The following is a 17,981-nucleotide window of genomic DNA, read 5'->3' as shown; positions in this document are numbered from 1 at the left end:
GACGACGACGTCTCACCCCCAAGGAGAGAAGGACATGCGACGTACACGAGCACTCCTGGCCGGCGCGGCGGTGGCCACGCTGTTCCTCACGGCCGCCTGCACGACCGACACCCCCACCGACACCGGCGAGGGTGGCGAGACCTCGGCCGAGGAGAGCCCCGCGAGCGAGGAGTCCGGCGGCGCCGACTCCGAGTGGTTCGTCCAGGCGGACTACGACCGTCAGCTCGCCCAGCGCGAGGTCGTGCCCGAGGGCCCGGCGGACCAGCCGTGGCTGCAGGCGATCGAGCCCGAGTACGTGGACACGGCCGAGTACGCGAACGCGGAGGGCGGCAACACGCTGTGCTTCTCGAACGCGTCGGTGTCCAACCCGTGGCGCGTGACGGGCTGGATCACGATGCAGCAGCAGGTCGACGTGCTCAAGTCCGAGGGCGTCATCGGCGAGTTCCGCGTCTCGGACGCGGCGGACGACGACAACAAGCAGATCTCCGACATCCAGGCGTTCGTCGAGGCGGGCGACTGCGACGCGATCGTCATCTCCCCGTCCACGACGGCGACCCTGACGCCCGCGGTCGAGGCCGCGTGCGAGTCGGGCAAGCCGGTCATCGTGTTCGACCGTGGCGTGAACACCGACTGCATGGTCACCTTCATCCACCCGATCGGCGGCTACGCCTACGGCGCCGACGGCGCCGAGTTCCTCGTCGAGAACCTCGACCCGGGCTCGAAGGTGCTCGCGCTGCGCATCCTGCCCGGCGTGGACGTGCTGGAGAACCGCTGGGCCGCGGCCGACAAGATCTTCTCCGAGTCCGAGCTCGAGGTCGTGGGCGCGGAGTTCACCGGTGGTGACGGCGCGAAGATCAAGGACATCGTCACGCAGTACCTGCAGCGCGGTGACGTGGACGGCATCTGGATGGACGCCGGTGACGGCGCCGTCGCGGCGGTCGAGGCGTTCGAGGACGCCGGCAAGCCCTACCCGGTCTTCATGGGCGAGGACGAGATGAGCTTCCTGCGCAAGTGGAAGGACACGGACATGACCGCCCTCGGCGCCGTGTACTCGAACTTCCAGTGGCGCACCCCGATCCTCGCGGCGCAGATGATCTGGGCCGGCGAGCAGGTGCCCTCGGAGTGGGTCCTGCCGCAGTCGCCGATCGAGGCCGAGGAGCTGGACGCGTACCTCGAGGCGAACAAGGACATGCCGTCGCTGCACTACGCGAAGTTCGGCGGCGAGGACCTGCCGGGCTTCCCGGAGGCGTGGACGGACCGCTGACCGGTCGTCCGCACCGGACCTGAGAGGTCCGCAGAACCACCCGGTCCGACCCTCGCGGTCGGGCCAGCAGGGGCCGCCCGGTCGTCGTCCGACCGGCCGGGCGCCCCGCCCGCCCGACGACGCGGCGCACCTCCCGTGCGGAGGTGCTCCGCGGCGTCGGGCCCGCGGGCGGGACGGCCGAGCGCTCGGACCCGACGAGAGAGAGCGACGTGGCTCTTCCTTCCCCGACCCCGCCGCTGCGCCGTCGCGCGCTCGGCGTCAACACGTGGGTCTGGACCTCCCCGCTCACCGACGACGCGCTGCGCGCCATCGCGCCCCGCGTCGCGGCGTGGGGCTTCGACGTGCTCGAGCTGCCCGTCGAGAACCCGGGGGACTGGGACCCGGGGACCGCGGCGACGGTCCTCGCCGACCACGGCCTCGGCGCGAGCGTCTCGCTCGTCATGGGCGAGGGACGCGAGCTCGTCGCCGCAGACACCGAGACGGTGCGCGCCACGCAGGACTACCTGCGCCACGTCGTCGACGTCGCGCGCACGGTCGGCGCCCCGGTGATCGGCGGTCCGGCGTACGCGTCGGTCGGGCGCACGTGGCGTCTGACCCCCGCCGAGCGCGCGGCGGCGTACGAGGAACTCGCCGAGAACCTCGCTCCGGTCGTCGAGCACGCGATCGCCGCGGGCGTCGTCGTCGGGCTCGAACCGCTGAACCGCTACGAGACGAGTCTCGTCAACACCGTCGACCAGGGGCTGGAGGTCGTGCGGCGCCTGCCCGCGGCCGGCATCGGCCTCATGCTCGACGTCTACCACATGAACATCGAGGAGACGGACCTGCCCGCGGCGGTCGCGCGCGCGGGCGAGCGCATCGCGCACGTCCAGGTGTGCGGCAACGACCGGGGCGCACCCGGCAACGACCACCTGGACTGGCCTGCCCTCCTCGCCGCGCTCGACGCGACCGGCTACGACGGACCCCTCGTCATCGAGTCCTTCACGGCCGACAACGCGACGATCGCCACGGCCGCCTCCATCTGGCGGCCGCTGGCGCCGACCCAGGACGCCATCGCGGTCGATGGCCTCGCCCACCTGAAGGGACTGATGCCCACGCCGGAGCACTTGTAGCCGTAGTCGACCCACGACCGCAGCGCCGGCACGCCGCGGGATGACGACCACCCTGCCCGGACGACGACGTCCGGGTCCGCACGTCATGCCCCTGGAGGCAGCACGATGACCGCACGACGCCCACGTAGGGCGAGGTCCGTCGCGGCTCTGACCATCGGAGCGCTCGCGTTCACGCTCGCGCCCGTCACGATGGCCAGCGCCGCCGACGACCCCGTCCCCGCGGCCGAAGAGCACAAGGTGCTCATCTTCACCAAGACGACCCAGTTCCGACACAGCGAGGCGATCACGCAGGGCACCCCGGTGCTCGAGGCGGCGTTCGCGGAGGTCGGCATCGCGTCCGACCACACCGAGGACTCGACGGTCTTCAACGACGAGTCCCTCGCGCAGTACGACGCCCTGGTCATGTTCCAGACGTCGGGCGACCCGTGGAACGCCGACGAGAAGGCGGCGCTCGAGCGCTACCAGCAGGCAGGCGGCGGTATCGTCGCGATCCACAACGCCACGGACATGCGCGGCAGCTACGGCTGGTGGGACGACATGATCGGGGCGCTCATGCCCGGTCACGCCGCCACCGGCAACAGCCCCGGCTTGCCGGGCACGGTCCGGGTGGAGGACCGCACGCACCCGTCGACCGAGCACCTCTCCCAGCGCTGGACGCGCGCGGACGAGTGGTACAACTACTCGGCCAACGTCCGCGGCAGCGCGCACGTGCTCGCCACGATGGACGAGTCCACGTACGACGCGGGCAGCAACAAGATGGGCTACGACCACCCGATCTCGTGGTGCAAGCCCTACGACGGCGGTCGCGCCTGGATGACCGGCATGGGCCACTTCGGGGTGCACTACACCGACGAGCCCGACCTCGTGCAGCACATCGTCGGCGGCGTGCAGTGGGCCGCGGGCCTCGTCGAGGGCGACTGCGGCGGCACCGACTGGGGCTCGTTCGAGAAGATCGCGCTCGACTCCAACACGAGCGCGCCCTTCGGCATGGACGTCGCGCCCGACGGCCGCGTGTTCTACACCGAGCTCGTGCGCGGGCAGATCCGCGTGTACGACCCGCGGACGCAGAACACCACGACCGCCATCACGATCCCCGTGTACTCGGGCGGCGAGGACGGCCTGCTCGGCATCGCGCTCGACAAGGACTTCGCCGAGAACGGGTACCTGTACCAGTACTACTCGCCGGCGAGCTCGAACGACTCCGACCCGGCGAACTTCTTCAGCCGCGTCTCGCGGTTCACGGTCTCCTCCGAGGGGCCCGGCTCCACGGTGATCGACCCGGCGTCGGAGAAGGTGCTGATGGAGATCCCGGCCGGGCGCCTGCCCGACGAGCCGGGGCACACCGGTGGCGGCCTCCTCGTCGACCACGAGACCGGTGACCTGTACATCGGCGTCGGCGACGACGTGAACCCGCACTCCGAGCCGTCGGGCGGCTACGCGCCGATCTCGGAGCGGGACGGCACGTGGCACGACGCGCGCGCGACGTCCGCGAACACGAACGACCTGCGCGGCAAGGTCCTGCGCGTCCACCCGGAGGCCGACGGCACGTACTCGATCCCCGAGGGCAACCTGTTCGCCCCGGGCACCGAGAAGACGCTGCCCGAGATCTACGCGATGGGCTTCCGCAACCCGTTCCGGTTCACGATCGACGCGAAGACCGGCAACCTCGGCGTCGCCGACTACTCGCCCGACAACGGGTCGGACAACCCGGCCACCCGCGGCCCGGCCGGCATCGCCGAGTGGAACCTCATCAAGGAGCCCGGCTTCTTCGGCTGGCCCCTGTGCATGGGCAACAACGAGCCGTTCCGCGACGTGGACTACCGGACGAGCCCCGTCACCGTGGGTGACTTCTTCGACTGCGACAACCCCGTCAACGACTCCGTGAAGAACACGGGCCTCACCGAGCTTCCCCCGGCCCAGCCGGCTGACCTGTGGTACGGCTACCAGCGCTCGTCCGTCCCCGGCGCGATCAACGCCGGCGGCGGCCTCGCGCCCATGGGTGGCCCGTTCTACCAGTTCGACCCGGAGCTCGACTCGGACACGAAGTTCCCGGAGTCCTACGACGGCAAGGCCTTCTTCTACGAGTGGGCCCGCAACAAGATGTACACGATCGACCTCAAGGACCCCGAGGCCGCGCCCGGCGCGACCGACGTCGAGAAGGTCAACCCGTTCCTCCCGCAGGAGCAGTTCCTCGCGCCGATCGACTCCAAGTTCGGCCCCGACGGCGCGATGTACGTGCTCGACTGGGGCGGCGGCTTCGGCCGTGACAACCCGAACTCGGGCCTGCACCGCATCGACTACCTGTCGGGCTCGCGCTCGCCGGTGTCGAAGCCGGTCGCGACGCCGGACTCCGGCATCGCGCCCCTCGAGGTGACGTTCGACGGCACCGGGAGCACCGACCCCGAGGGCGAGGAGCTCACGTACGCGTGGGACTTCGACGGTGACGGCACGACGGACTCCGAGTCCGCCGCGCCCAGCCACACGTACACCGAGAACGGCGTCTACGACGCGCGCCTCACGGTGACCGACCCCGCCGGCAAGGTGGGCACGGCGACCGTGCCGATCACGGTGGGCAACACGCGGCCCGAGGTCGACTTCGGCCTGCCGCCCACCGGCTCGTTCTTCAACTTCGGCGACGACATCACGTGGGACGTGTCGGTGACGGACGCGGAGGACTCGCCCGACGGCGAGGCGATCGACGACGAGCAGGTCATCATCCAGCCGGCGCTCGGGCACGACGCGCACGCGCACCCCGCCGAGCCGCTGCACGGCCGCACGGGCACCGTGGCGACGAGCCTCGGCGGTGGCCACGGCGAGGACATGAACGTGTTCTACGTGATCGACGCGCGCTACACCGACCGCGGCGGCGAGGGCGACGTGCCCGCGCTGACCGGGTCGGACACCACGCTGATCTTCCCGAAGAAGCGCGAGGCGGAGTTCCACGCGGCCTCCGACGGCACCACGACCGTCCCGAGCCGGGACGTCGAGGGCGGTGGCTCCGTCATCACGGGGTCCAACGGTTCCTGGGCGTCGTACGACCCCGTGAGCCTCTACGGCGTGCAGGCGCTGAACCTGCGCGTCGCGGCTGCGGCCGAGGGCACGATCGAGCTGCGTCGTGACGCGGCCGACGGCGAGCTCCTCGGCACGGCCGAGATCCCGCAGACCGGGCTCGGCACGTTCACGGACGTGACCGTCGAGGTCACCGACCCGATGGAGCCGTTCACGCTCTACGTCGTCTTCCCGGGCGAGGGCGAGCGTCGGCTCAACTTCATCGAGGCCGACGGCAAGGGCGTCTCGGGTACGACCCGTCCCAAGGTCCGCATCACGTCCCCCGAGGCGGGCGTCCGTCTCGAGCAGGGCGAGATGACGGTCACCGCGGAGGCGGACGACGCCGAGAACACCGTGACGCAGGTCGAGTTCTTCGTCGACGGCGAGTCCCTCGGCGTCGACGACACGGCTCCGTACGAGGCCACGTGGAACCCCACGGCGGACAACTACTACGAGCTGACCGCCGTCGCCACGAACGACAAGGGCCTGTACACGCGCTCGCGCGTCGTCCTCGCCCAGGTCGGTGACCTCTTCGCGGGGATGAAGACCTTCACCAACGCGAACGGCACGTTCGAGCAGCTCGCCGAGGGCAAGTACCTCGTCACGTCGGGCGGCGCGAACATGTGGCAGGGCACCAACGAGTACTCGACCATCTACCGTGAGCAGGGCGCCGACGAGAACTGGTCGGCGACCGTGAAGATCAACAGCCAGGGCAACTCCAACGGGTCCGCCAAGGCGGGGATCATCGTCCGCAACGACGTCACGCAGACGGCGAACTCGCAGGGCTACGCGGCCCTCGGCATGCGCCCGAGCGGCGGCTTCGAGTGGCTGCGCGGCAACGCCAGCGGGCAGCTCACGACGTCGTCCGCCGCGAGCTCGACGAGCTACCCCGCGTGGGTGCGGATCGTGCGCGACGGCGACCTGTACACGGCCTCCTGGAGCAAGGACGGAGTGAACTTCACGCAGATCGGCGAGCCGCAGGCCCTGCCGGGTGCGGCGTCCGTCCAGGACGTGGGTCTCTTCGTCACGGCGCACAGCACGACGGCGACGAGCGCGGTCGAGTTCCAGGACTTCGTGTTCGACGACGACCCGCAGACCGAGGAGCCCGGCGGGGAGAACCCGCCGCAGTGCCTCGCGGACTCGTCCGACGAGTTCGACGGCGACGCGCTCGACCCGCGGTGGACGGTCGTCCGCCAGGCCGAGGGCCAGCCGATCACCGTCGCCGACGGCCACGCCGTCCTGCCGGTCGTGCAGGGCGACATCAACGAGGCCGTGACCGGGCCGATCAGCTACCTCGGTCAGCCCGCACCCGCCGGGGCGTGGACGCTCGAGACCAAGCTCGACGTCCCGCTCGCCCGGCACTGGCAGCACGCCGGCCTCCTGGTCCACGTGAACGACGACGAGTACACCAAGCTCGCGTTCACCAAGAACCAGAGCGGCGCCCGCTTCCTCGAGTTCCAGACCGAGACCGGCGGGTCCCGGACGTGGCACGGCCAGACGGACGTCGCGACGGGCTTCCCGTCGACGATCCACCTGCGCCTCGTCTCGGACGGCTCCGCGATCACGGCGGCGTACTCGGCCGACGGACAGGCGTGGACGGCGCTCGCGGGCTCCGCGCCCGTGAAGCCCGACGCGACGTTCGGCGTCATGGCGGGCGGCGACACGGCGACCGCGAACACGGTCGCGAAGGTCGACTACGTCCACGTCACGGGCGCCGAGCCCGACGACGGCGTCCGCGAGCCGAGCGACGAGTTCGAGGGCGACGCCCTCGACGGCTGCCGCTGGGACGCGATCGTCCGGTACGACGGGTCGAAGGTCGCCGTCGCCGACGGCGAGCTGCGCATCACGACCCAGCCGGGCGACATCAACGCCGGGAACAACGGCGACCCGCGCAACTTCGTCCTCCAGACCGCTCCGGAGGGTGACTGGGTCGTGGAGACGCGGTTCAAGGCGCCGCTCGTGCACCGGTGGCAGCTCGCGGGCCTCATCGCGTACGGCGACGACGACAACTACGTCAAGGCCGACGTGCTCGCGAAGAACGCCCCGGGCGCGGCGCTGAACCTCGGCGCCGAGCTCGTCTCGGAGAAGGGCGGCCAGTTCGGCAACGGCGGCAACCGCCAGCTCGAGCTCGCCGACTCGACCGAGTCGGGCTACTGGTACGTGCGCCTCGAGAAGGTGGGGAGCACGTACCAGGGCTGGGTCAGCGACGGCGGGGTGAACTGGACGCCGCTGGGCGCGCCGGTGACCAACGACGCGCCGCTGACCAAGGTCGGCCTCATGGCGATCGGCCCGGAGCAGGAGACGCCGGTCACCGTGGCGTTCGACTGGTTCCGTCTCACGACGGAGTCCGAGCCGGAGCCGACGGTCGACGTCGAGGTCACCGCGTCCGCCCGCTGCCTCGCGGGCAAGGCGTACCTCGCGATCCGTGCGACGAACGTCGACGAGGCGCCCGTCGCGATCACCCTGACCACGCCGTTCGGCTCCAAGGAGTTCGGCGCGGTCGAGGTGGGCGGCAACGCGTACCAGTCGTTCGCGTCGCGTGCGACGTCGTTCGACGCGGGCACGGCCACGGTCACGGCGACGCTCGGCGACGTCACGACCGAGATCGAGGTGCCGTACGACGCCGTGAGCTGCGGCTGACGGCGGGCCGGTGACGGGCGACCCGCTCCCGTCACCGGCCACCGCGCCGGCCCGGCCTCGCGGCCGGGCCGGCGCACACCGAGCGGGACGACCAGGGACAGGAGCGACAGGTGGCACAGCGCACCGCAGGACGGACGTCTGCGACCCGGACCCCCGCGGCGAAGGACGCCCGGAAGGGCTCCGGCCGCACGGGGGGCCCGACGACGGCGCCCGTCCGCTCCCGCCCCGCAGACCGGGGCGGTGCCGGCCGCCCCGAGCCCCGACCGCCGGCGCGCGTCCGCGCGCGCCGGTGGTTCGCGGGCCTCGACCCCTGGCGCCGGGTGCTGCTCGCCCTCGCCGCGCTCGCCGTCGTCGCCGTGGTGGTCGCGCTCGTCGTGTCGCTCACGCGGGGGACGTCGTCCGCACCCGACGAAGGGTTCGTCGTCGACCCCGCGCGCGTCGCCGAGCTCGAGGCGGCCGAGGAGGCGCGCGACGCCGACAACCTCGTCGCCTCGATCGAGCACGCCGAGCACGTGCAGACGGAGCTCGTCCCCGTCCTGCACGGGCTGCACGCGGTGCTCCCCGTGGACGGCTCGACCGCGGTCCCGGCCGACCCGGCCGAGATCGCGGAGTGGCGAGCGACCGTCGACGGCCTCGTGGCCGAGACCGAGTCGCTCCAGAGCGGCTCGTCCGAGCACAACATCGTCCGCAACGGGATGCTCACGTCGCTCCAGCTCGTCGGCGACACGCTCGACACCGTCGGCCTCGCGGCCGCCGCGGACGCGAACGACCCGGCCAGCGCCACGGACCTCTACGCCCTCGCCGGCGAGCTGCGCACGCGCGCCGTCGACACGTGGGGCCTCGCCGCGATCCAGCTCGACCTCCGGTCGACCGCCGGGGGACAGGGGCACGTCCACGTGTTCCTGCCCGTGCACCCGGACGACTCGCTCGACGGCGGCACGGACCTCGGGCACGAGGGCGGTTCCGCGGACGACGAGGACGCGCACGAGGACCACGACCACTGACCGACGGCGGCCCCGGGAGGGGCCGCCCCACCGACCTCCCGGTCGGGCGCCCTCCGGGGTGCAGGCCGAGCCCGACCGGGACCTGACCGGAGCGCCCCGCGCGACGACGCGCGGAAACCTACGACGCACCACGAGGAAGGAGAGCACGACCTGCGGCACGGCGACGTCGCCGAGCCGCACCGCTCAGTTCTCAAGGAGGAGAAGTGACAGCACGACCTTCGAGAGGTCGGCGCCAGGGGGTCGCGGCGGTCACCGCCGCGGCCCTCGTCGCGCCGGCGCTCACCCTCGCCACGGCGGCCCCCGCCGCCGCGCACGACGAGTTCTCCGTCATGGTCTTCAGCAAGACCGCCGGGTTCCGGCACGGCTCGATCCCCGCGGGCGTCGCGGCGATCCAGCAGCTCGGCACCGACCACCACTTCGCCGTCACCCCGACGGAGGACGCGGGAGCGTTCACGGACGCGAACCTCGCGCAGTACGACGCCGTCGTCTGGCTGTCCACCACGGGCGACGTCCTGAACGACGAGCAGCAGGCCGCGTTCGAGCGGTACATCGCCGACGGCGGCGGGTACGCCGGCGTCCACGCGGCGTCCGACACCGAGTACGACTGGCCCTGGTACGGCGAGCTCGTCGGGGCGTACTTCAACAGCCACCCCCAGAACCAGGACGCGACGGTCGTCGTGGCCGACGACGAGCACCCCTCGACCGCCCACCTCCCGGCCTCCTGGGACCGGTACGACGAGTGGTACAACTACCGCGAGAACCCGCGCGGCCAGGTCCACGTGCTCGCGAGCCTCGACGAGTCCTCGTACTCCCCGGGGTCGGGCGCCATGGGCGCCGACCACCCGATCGCGTGGTGCCAGGAGTACGACGGCGGGCGCTCCTGGTACACGGGCGGCGGCCACACCGACGAGTCGTACACCGACCCGGCGTTCGTCCAGCACCTGCTCGGCGGCATCCAGACCGCCGCGGGCGCGGTCGACGCCGACTGCGGCGCGACGGTCGACGCCTCGTTCGAGCAGGTGACGCTCGCGAAGGGCGCGGCCAAGACGGGCGAGCCGATCGCCATGGCCGTCCTGCCCGACGGCGACGTCCTGCACACCTCGCGCGACGGGCGCGTCTGGTTCACGACCGCCGACGCGACGACGGCGCTCGCGGGCACCGTCCCCGTGTACACCCACGACGAGGACGGCCTCCAGGGCGTCGCGATCGACCCGGGCTTCGCCGAGAACCGCTGGGTCTACCTCTACTACGCGCCCAAGCTCGACACGCCGCCCGGCGACGCGCCCGAGACGTCGGCCGACCCGGCCGCGTTCGAGGCGTTCGAGGGGTACAACCAGCTCTCGCGGTTCCGGCTCACGGAGCAGAACCTGCTGGACCTCGCGAGCGAGCAGAAGATCCTCGAGGTCCCGGCCGACCGCGGGCTGTGCTGCCACGCGGGCGGCGAGATCGACTTCGACGCCGAGGGCAACCTCTACCTGTCGACGGGGGACGACACGAACCCGTTCGCCTCGGACGGCTACGCGCCGATCGACGAGCGGGCGACCCGCAACCCGGCGTTCGACGCCCGCCGCAGCTCGGGCAACACGAACGACCTGCGGGGCAAGCTCCTGCGCATCACGGTCGCCGAGGACGGGTCGTACACCGTCCCCGAGGGCAACCTCTTCCCCGAGGGTGAGTACGAGGCCGGCAAGACCCGGCCCGAGATCTACGCGATGGGGTTCCGCAACCCGTTCCGCTTCGGGGTCGACAAGGCGACGGGCGAGGTCCACCTCGGCGACTACGGTCCCGACGCGGGCGGCGCGAACGCGAACCGTGGCCCCGGCGGCACGGTCGAGTTCAACGTCATCTCCGAGGCGGGCAACTACGGCTGGCCGTACTGCATCGGCGACAACCTCGCGTACAACGACTACGACTTCGAGACCAAGGTCTCCGGGCCGAAGTTCGACTGCGCGGCGCCGAAGAACACGAGCCCGCACAACACGGGCCTCGTCGACCTCCCGCCCGCCGTGCCGGCGTGGCAGCCGTACGACGGCGGGTCCGTGCCCGCGTTCGGGACGGGCGGCGAGTCCCCGATGGGCGCCGTCGTCTACGACTACGACCCCGAGCTCGAGTCCGAGACCAAGTTCCCCGCCTACTACGACGGCAAGCCGCTGCTCTACGAGTGGGACCGCGCGTGGATCAAGGAGGCGATCCGGAACGAGGACGGCAGCCCCGCGGGCTTCGTGCCGGCGCTGGACTTCATGGACCTCCGCCGGCCGATGAACCTCGAGTTCGGCCCGGACGGCTCGCTCTACGTGCTCGACTACGGTGGCGGCTACTTCGGGGGCGACGCGCTCTCGGCCGTCTACCGGATCGACTACGTGCGCGGGGGCCGCTCGCCCGTCGCGCAGATCGACGCGACGCCGACGAACGGCCAGGCACCGCTCGCCGTGTCGTTCGACGGCACCGGGTCCTCCCACCCGGACGGCAAGGAGTTCACGTACGCCTGGGACCTCGACGGTGACGGCCAGACCGACGCCACCGACGCCCAGGTCTCGCGGACGTTCACCGAGAACGGCCAGCACGAGGTGCGGCTCACCGTCACCGACGCCGACGGCAAGCAGGGCGTGGCGACCACGACCATCACCGTGGGCAACACCGCGCCCGAGGTGACGCTCGAGCTCCCGGCCGACGGCCAGTTCTTCGACTTCGGCGACCAGGTCCCGTTCCGGGTCACGGTCACCGACGCCGAGGACGGCACGCAGGTCGACTGCAGCCGCGTCGTGGTCGAGTACATCCTCGGCCACGACAACCACGGCCACCCGCTGTCCAGCGCCACGGGCTGCGAGGGCGTCCTCACGACCGCCAAGGACGAGGGGCACGGCCTCGACGCGAACATCTTCGGCGTCGTCAACGCGACGTACACCGACGGCGGGGGCGCCGACGGCGTGCCCGCGCTCGCGTCCGACGACGAGGCCGTCCTGCACACGCGCACCAAGCAGGCCGAGTACTTCACCGACAGCCAGGGCGTCCAGGTCGTCGCGAAGGACGTCTCCGAGGGCGGCAAGCAGCTCGGGTACATCGCGGCCGGCGACTGGTTCGCGTTCGACCGGATGAACCTCGCGGGCATCGACTCGATCTCCGCGCGGTACAGCTCGGGCGGCTCCGGGGGCGTGCTCGACGTGCGGGACGGTGCCGTGGACGGCCCGCTCCTCGCGACGCTCACGCTGTCGCCGACCGGGAGCTGGGAGACACCGGCGCGCACGCAGGCGGTCCCGGTCGCCGACCCGGGCGGCACGCGCACGCTCTACTTCGTCGCGCGCTCGACGACGGGTGCGACGGGCGACATGTTCGACGTCGACTCGGTCACCTTCACGGGTCGGGGCGCGGCGAACAACGTGGCCCCGGTGGTCACCTCCGTGACGGCCACGCCCGCCACCGGCGACGCCCCGCTCGACGTCGCGTTCGCCGCGCAGGCCTCCGACGCCGACGGCGACGCGCTCACGTACGCGTGGGACTTCGGCGACGGCGGCACGGCGACGGGCGCGACCGCGCAGCACACGTACACGGCGGCCGGGAGCTACACGGCCAAGGTCACCGTGAGCGACCCGTCGGGCGCACGCGCGACCGGCACCGTCGCGGTGTCGGTGTACGGCACGCTCGAGTGCACCGAGCCCGACCCGCAGCGCGGGCCCGTGGACGAGTTCGAGGGCGAGGCGCTCGACGGCTGCCGCTGGGACGTCGTCGACCTCCGCCCCGACCTCGCCCAGGTGCGGGACGGGAAGTGGGTCGTGCGCACGACCGACGCCGACTTCGCGGGCACCGGCAACGAGCGCGTGCCGAACATCATCACGACCGACCAGCCGGGCGACTCCTGGACGGTCGAGACGAAGATGACGGCCGCGTTCGCGAACCAGTACCAGCAGGGCGGTCTCATCGTGCGCGCCTCGGAGTCCGACTACGTCAAGCTCGCCGTGGTCCAGCACCCCGGCGGCCTGCGCGTCGAGCTCCGCAGCGAGATCGGCGACGTCGTCCAGTCCACGAACGGCGACGTCCTCGACATCGCGAAGCCGGTCTACGGCGAGTACCTGCTGCGCCTGTCGCGCGACGGCGACACCTTCACCGGGTCGTACTCGCTCGACAACGGGCAGACCTGGGTCCCGACCACGCGCGCCGTCACGCACGCGGGGCTCGGCGACGCGGGCGTCGGCGTGTTCGCGCTCGGCAAGGGCGCGGGCGCGAACCAGATCGACGTCGCGTTCGACCACGTGCGCGAGGTCGACGGCAGCGGCGTCCCCGTGTGCGAGGACGTCACCGCGAGCGACACGTTCGACGGCAGCGGCTCCGGCCTCGGCCTCGACCCGTGCCGCTGGTACGTCGTCAACGCCGACCCGTCGCGGCTCGCCGTCGCGGACGGCGCGCTGCAGCTCACCACGACCGACGACGACGTGTACGGCGCGACGAACTCCACCGTGCCGAACATCGTCCGCTCGAAGGTCGTGACGGGCGACGAGTGGACCGTCGAGACGACGGTGCGCGCGGACCTCACGCAGAACTACCACCAGGGCGGCCTCATGGTCTACAAGGACCAGGCCAACTACGTGAAGGTCGGCGTGATCCACAACGGCGGCACCGCCGGGACGGTCGGGTTCGAGCTCCGCAGCGAGAAGGGCGACGTCGTGCTCCAGCCGCAGCCCGGCGTCGGCTCGCTGCCCCGCGAGGCGGACGGGACGTACCACGTGCGTCTCGCCCGCTCCGGCGACACGTTCGTCGGCTCGTGGTCGCTCGACGGCGAGCAGTGGACCGCGCTCGCCGCGGTGACGAACGACCAGCTCGACGGGATCGGGGTCGGGCCGTTCGCGCTCGGCAAGAACCAGACCCAGCCCACGGTCGTCGCGTTCGAGGACTTCGTCCTCGCGGGCGAGGTGGTCGAGCAGCCGCTCGACGTCACGACCGAGGTCCAGGTCCGGTGCCTCGCCGGCAAGGCGTACGTCGCGGTGCGCGCGACGAACGCCGACGGCGTCCCGGTCGACGTCACCGTGACGACGCCGTTCGGCACCAAGGCGTTCACCGGCGTCCAGCCGGGCGCCTCGGCCTACCAGTCGTTCGCGGCCCGCGCGACGTCCGTCGAGGCGGGCGTCGTGGGGATCGCCGCGACCGGTGACGGCCGCACGTTCGCGGCCGACGTCGCGTACGACGCCAAGAGCTGCGGCTGACGCGGCAGCTCGGTAGCAGGCCGAGGGCCGGTCGGGGAACGTCTCCCCGACCGGCCCTCGGTCGTTCGCGTCAGCCCTGGCGGAGGGCCATGACGACGTCGGAGTGCGTCTCGCCACCGACCACGTAGGTACGGCCCCCGACGGCGTCGAACCCGTGCTTGCGGTAGAACCTCTGCGCCCGCGCGTTGAGCACGTTCGTGCCGAGCCACACGGGCCGGCCGGGGCCGAGCCGCCCGGCCGCCTCGGCCGCCGCGGTCATGAGCACACCCGCCACGCCCGTGCCCTGGGCCGCGGGGTGCACGTAGATCTTCGAGAGCTCGACCGCCTCGCCGGGCCCGACGGCCGCCGCAACGTCGGGGTCGTCGGGCTCGCCGCGGACGAGGAGCGCGTACCCGAGGAGCCCCGAGGCGTCGTGCGCGTCGGGGACGTCGTCCGTGACGTCGTCGGCCACCGGCTCGACGAGGAGGAGCGCGTGCGCGGCGCTCGCGGCCCACGCGTGGAACCGCTCGGGCGAGAGCTGCGTCGCGACGTGCTCGGAGATCGCCTCGGGCGACGTGCCCGGCGGGCACGCGAGCGGGAACGTCAGGGCCGCGAGCCCGGCGAGCGCGGGCGCGTCCTCGGTCGTGGCGCGACGGACGCGCACGGTCGCGGGAGCGGTGGGGAGGTCGTCGGGCATGCCCGCGAATCTACGCCCCGCCGCTGAGGACGCGGTCGGCCCGCGCCCGGGCGCCGGCCCGTTCCGGGCATGATGGTCCGGTGACGCGCATCGACCTCAACGCCGACCTCGGCGAGGGCTTCGGCCGCTGGACCCTCGCCGACGACGAGGCCCTGCTCGGCCTCGTGACCAGCGCGAACGTCGCGTGCGGGTTCCACGCGGGCGACCCGGCCACGATGCGCGCCGTGACGCGCGACGCCGTCGCGCGCGGCGTGCGCGTCGGGGCGCACGTGAGCTACCGCGACCTCGCCGGCTTCGGGCGCCGCTTCATGGAGGTCGACCCCGTCGAGCTCGCCGCCGACGTCCTCTACCAGCTCGCCGCGCTCGACGGCTTCGCGCGCCTGGCGGGGGACCGGGTCCGCTACGTCAAGCCGCACGGCGCGCTCTACAACGCGATCGTCCACCACGAGGCGCAGGCCCGCGCGGTCGTCGACGCCGTCCGCGCCTACGACCCCGCGCTCCCCGTGGTCGGCCTGCCGGGGTCCGCGGTGCTGCGCCTCGCGGACGCCGCGGGGCTGCCGACGGTTCGCGAGGCCTTCGCCGACCGGGGCTACCTCCCCACGGGCGAGCTGGTCCCGCGCGGCCTGCCGGGCGCCGTCGTGCACGACGCCGAGCAGGTCGCTCGGCGCGTCGTGGAGCTCGCCGCGGCGGGCACCGTGCTCGCGGCGGACGGCTCCGTGCTCCGGGTCGACGCCGACTCGGTGTGCGTCCACTCCGACACGCCGGGCGCCGTCGGGCTCCTGGGCTCCGTGCGCGCCGCGCTCGAGGCCGCGGGCGTCGAGCTGCGACCCTTCGTCGACGCCGGGCCGGGGCCGCGCGAGGGCACCGTGCCGTGACGGGCGCCGTGCACGGGTTCGGGGAGTCGGCGCTGCTCGTCGACCTGCCCGACCTGGCGGCCGTGCGGTCGCTGCACCGGGCGCTCGCGGTCGACGTCCCGCCCGGGGTCGTCGACGTCGTCCCGGCCGCGCGCACGGTCCTGGTCCGGTGCGCGGCGCGCGGCGACGTCGCGGACGCCCGGGCCTGGGTCCAGGAGGCCCTGCTCCGCGCGTCGTCCGACGACGCGCGTCCGCCCACCGGTCCCGTGGTGGAGATCCCGGTGCGCTACGACGGGCCGGACCTGGACGACGTTGCCCGCTGGGCGGGGGTGAGCGTCGAGGAGGTCGTCGCGCGGCACTCCGGTCGGGTGTACGAGGCCGCGTTCGGCGGCTTCGCCCCGGGGTTCACCTACCTCGTCGGCGTCGACCCCCTCATCGCGGCCCCGCGCCTCGCGACGCCGCGCACGCGCGTCCCCGCGGGGTCCGTCGCGCTCGCGGGCGAGCTCACCGCGGTGTACCCCGGCGAGTCCCCGGGCGGGTGGCGCCTGCTCGGCCGCACCGACGTCGAGATGTTCGACGTCGACCGCGACCCGCCCGCGCTCGTCGCACCCGGAACGCGAGTCCGGTTCGTGCCCTCCCGGTCCGCCGTCGCGGCGGCACCCGCGCGGCACGGCGGCGAGCCGTCGACCGGGGCGGCGGACGCGAGCGGCGAACCGTCTCCCGGGGCGGTCGTGCCGGGCCCCGGGAGCGGCCCTGCGCTCGAGGTGGTCGCGACGGGTCCGCTCGTGCTCGTCGAGGACGCCGGCCGTCCCGGCCTGGCGGCGGTCGGCGTCGGCCCGTCGGGGGCGGCGGACCGCTCCTCGCACGCGCTCGCGAACCGACTCGTCGGCAACCCGGGGAGCGCCGCGACGCTCGAGGTCGCCCTCGGCGGGCTCGCGCTCCGGTCCCGGGGGACCGCGACGGTGGCACTCGCCGGGGCGGCGGTCCCCGCCACGGTCGACGGAACGCCCGTGGGCATGAACGCGCCCGTCCGGGTGCCGGACGGCGCCGTGCTGCGGCTCGGCCAGGCAGCGCGGGGACTGCGGACGTACGTCGCGGTCCGGGGCGGAATGGTCCCGGGAGCGGTGCTCGGGTCGCGGTCCCGCGACGTCCTGTCCGGGCTCGGACCGGCCCCGCTACACCCGGGCGACCGCGTGCCGGTCGGTCCGCCGCCGTCGGGCACGTGGCCGCTCGTCGACGTCGCACCGGTGCGCCACGTCCCCGGCGCGCTACGCCCGGGCGAGCGGGCGGGGGCGCTGCTCGAGGTCCTCCCGGCGCCCCGGGACGGCTGGTTCCTGCCGGGCGCCTGGCAGGCGCTGCGGGCGTTGCGGACCGTGAGCGCGGACAGCGACCGCGTCGCCCTGCGCCTCGACGGGCAGGCGGTCCCGCGCCGCGCGGGGGAGCTGCCGTCGGAGGGGCTCGTCCGCGGGGCGGTCCAGATCCCGCCCGACGGCCGACCGGTCGTCTTTCTCGCGGACCGTCCCGTCACCGGTGGCTACCCCGTCATCGGTGTGCTGCGCGAGGACGACGTCGACCGCGCGGCCCAGCTCCGCCCGGGGGACAGGGTCGTGCTCCGCGCGACGCGGCTTGCGTGACCTGCGTCGAGGCGGTGTGCGGACGACAGCGACGAAGCTCCGCAGGTCGTTCCTGTCCGCCCCGACCTGGGCCGGGACCGGGGAGGACGGCACGACCGGCCTGTGTGGCGGGTCACCCGGAGCCGGCTTGACCCCGACGCGACGGGCCACGTAATGTTCTGGATGTCGGCCCGACAGGGAGGAACAGACACCGCCTCGAACGATCGAGGGTGGCTGGTCCCGGGGTCGAAACCCTTCCACCGCATGGCGTAGGATGTTCTCCTGCCCGCGACGAGGAAGACCACGGTGACTGGACCACGGCGAACAGCCGGGGTTGAGGAGCCGGGGAAGACCTGGTAAGGTTGAAGGGTTGCCCCAAGCGAGGTTCTGCCCGGTCGGGTGGTGCTGAGTTGGTGTGTGTCGGTTGTTTGAGAACTCAACAGTGTGCTTGTTAGTCAATGCCAATTATTTTGTCCCTGTGGCATGGCTGACTGTTCCCATCCGTCGGGTGGGGTGGTTGGTTGTGTCTGGGATTCCTTTGGTTGATTTCGGAAGATGATGTCATCTTTCGTGTTGAT

The 17,981-nt window shown here is 72.8% G+C and carries 8 protein-coding genes; 7 read left to right on the top strand and 1 reads right to left on the bottom strand.

What is annotated here, in order from left to right; all coding sequences use genetic code 11:
- Positions 1 to 34 precede the first annotated feature (34 nt).
- The 5 genes from NF338_RS05145 (at position 35) to NF338_RS05125 (ending at position 14,260) form a co-directional block, all read left to right on the top strand.
- Positions 35 to 1,264: a substrate-binding domain-containing protein gene (locus NF338_RS05145; protein ID WP_264029812.1), complete on the top strand. Its 1,230-nt coding sequence runs from the start codon at positions 35 to 37 to the stop codon at positions 1,262 to 1,264.
- A 209-nt stretch (positions 1,265 to 1,473) separates the two neighbouring features.
- Positions 1,474 to 2,373 (top strand): sugar phosphate isomerase/epimerase family protein, encoded by a 900-nt coding sequence (locus NF338_RS05140; RefSeq protein ID WP_264029811.1) that lies wholly within the window; start codon positions 1,474 to 1,476, stop codon positions 2,371 to 2,373.
- A gap of 105 nt (positions 2,374 to 2,478) precedes the next feature.
- Positions 2,479 to 8,061 carry a ThuA domain-containing protein gene (locus NF338_RS05135; RefSeq protein ID WP_264029810.1) on the top strand — a complete coding sequence of 1,861 codons (5,583 nt, stop codon included), beginning with the start codon at positions 2,479 to 2,481 and terminating at the stop codon, positions 8,059 to 8,061.
- A gap of 110 nt (positions 8,062 to 8,171) precedes the next feature.
- Positions 8,172 to 9,065, top strand: a complete 894-nt coding sequence (locus tag NF338_RS05130; protein ID WP_264029809.1) for a hypothetical protein — start codon at positions 8,172 to 8,174, stop codon at positions 9,063 to 9,065.
- Between the two features lie 203 nt (positions 9,066 to 9,268).
- Positions 9,269 to 14,260 (top strand): ThuA domain-containing protein, encoded by a 4,992-nt coding sequence (locus NF338_RS05125; protein ID WP_264029808.1) that lies wholly within the window; start codon positions 9,269 to 9,271, stop codon positions 14,258 to 14,260.
- Positions 14,261 to 14,330: 70 nt separating this feature from the next.
- On the opposite strand, the gene NF338_RS05120 is transcribed toward NF338_RS05125, so the two are convergent.
- A complete protein-coding gene (locus NF338_RS05120) occupies positions 14,331 to 14,936 on the bottom strand; it encodes a GNAT family N-acetyltransferase (protein ID WP_264029807.1) in 606 nt (201 codons plus the stop codon).
- An 80-nt stretch (positions 14,937 to 15,016) separates the two neighbouring features.
- On the opposite strand from NF338_RS05120, the gene NF338_RS05115 reads away from it, so the two are divergent.
- Positions 15,017 to 15,811: a LamB/YcsF family protein gene (locus tag NF338_RS05115; protein ID WP_264029806.1), complete on the top strand. Its 795-nt coding sequence runs from the start codon at positions 15,017 to 15,019 to the stop codon at positions 15,809 to 15,811.
- On the top strand, positions 15,808 to 17,424 hold the full coding sequence (locus tag NF338_RS05110) for an urea amidolyase family protein (RefSeq protein WP_264029805.1): 1,617 nt from the start codon (positions 15,808 to 15,810) through the stop codon (positions 17,422 to 17,424). Before NF338_RS05115 ends, NF338_RS05110 begins: the two co-directional genes overlap by 4 nt.
- Positions 17,425 to 17,981 lie beyond the last annotated feature (557 nt).

The sequence above is a fragment of the Cellulosimicrobium sp. SH8 genome (assembly GCF_025818875.1).
Classification (GTDB): Bacteria; Actinomycetota; Actinomycetes; order Actinomycetales; family Cellulomonadaceae; genus Cellulosimicrobium; species Cellulosimicrobium cellulans_D.
The sequence above is the reverse complement of the archived record's forward strand: the minus strand, read 5'-3'. Positions and strand labels throughout refer to the sequence as shown.

Excerpts from the sequence above, each read along its gene's own strand:
- NF338_RS05145 (WP_264029812.1), top strand. The coding sequence starts at position 35 with ATGCGACGTACACGAGCACTCCTGGCCGGCGCGGCGGTGGCCACGCTG.
- NF338_RS05120 (WP_264029807.1), bottom strand. The coding sequence starts at position 14,936 with ATGCCCGACGACCTCCCCACCGCTCCCGCGACCGTGCGCGTCCGTCGC.
- NF338_RS05135 (WP_264029810.1), top strand. The coding sequence starts at position 2,479 with ATGACCGCACGACGCCCACGTAGGGCGAGGTCCGTCGCGGCTCTGACC.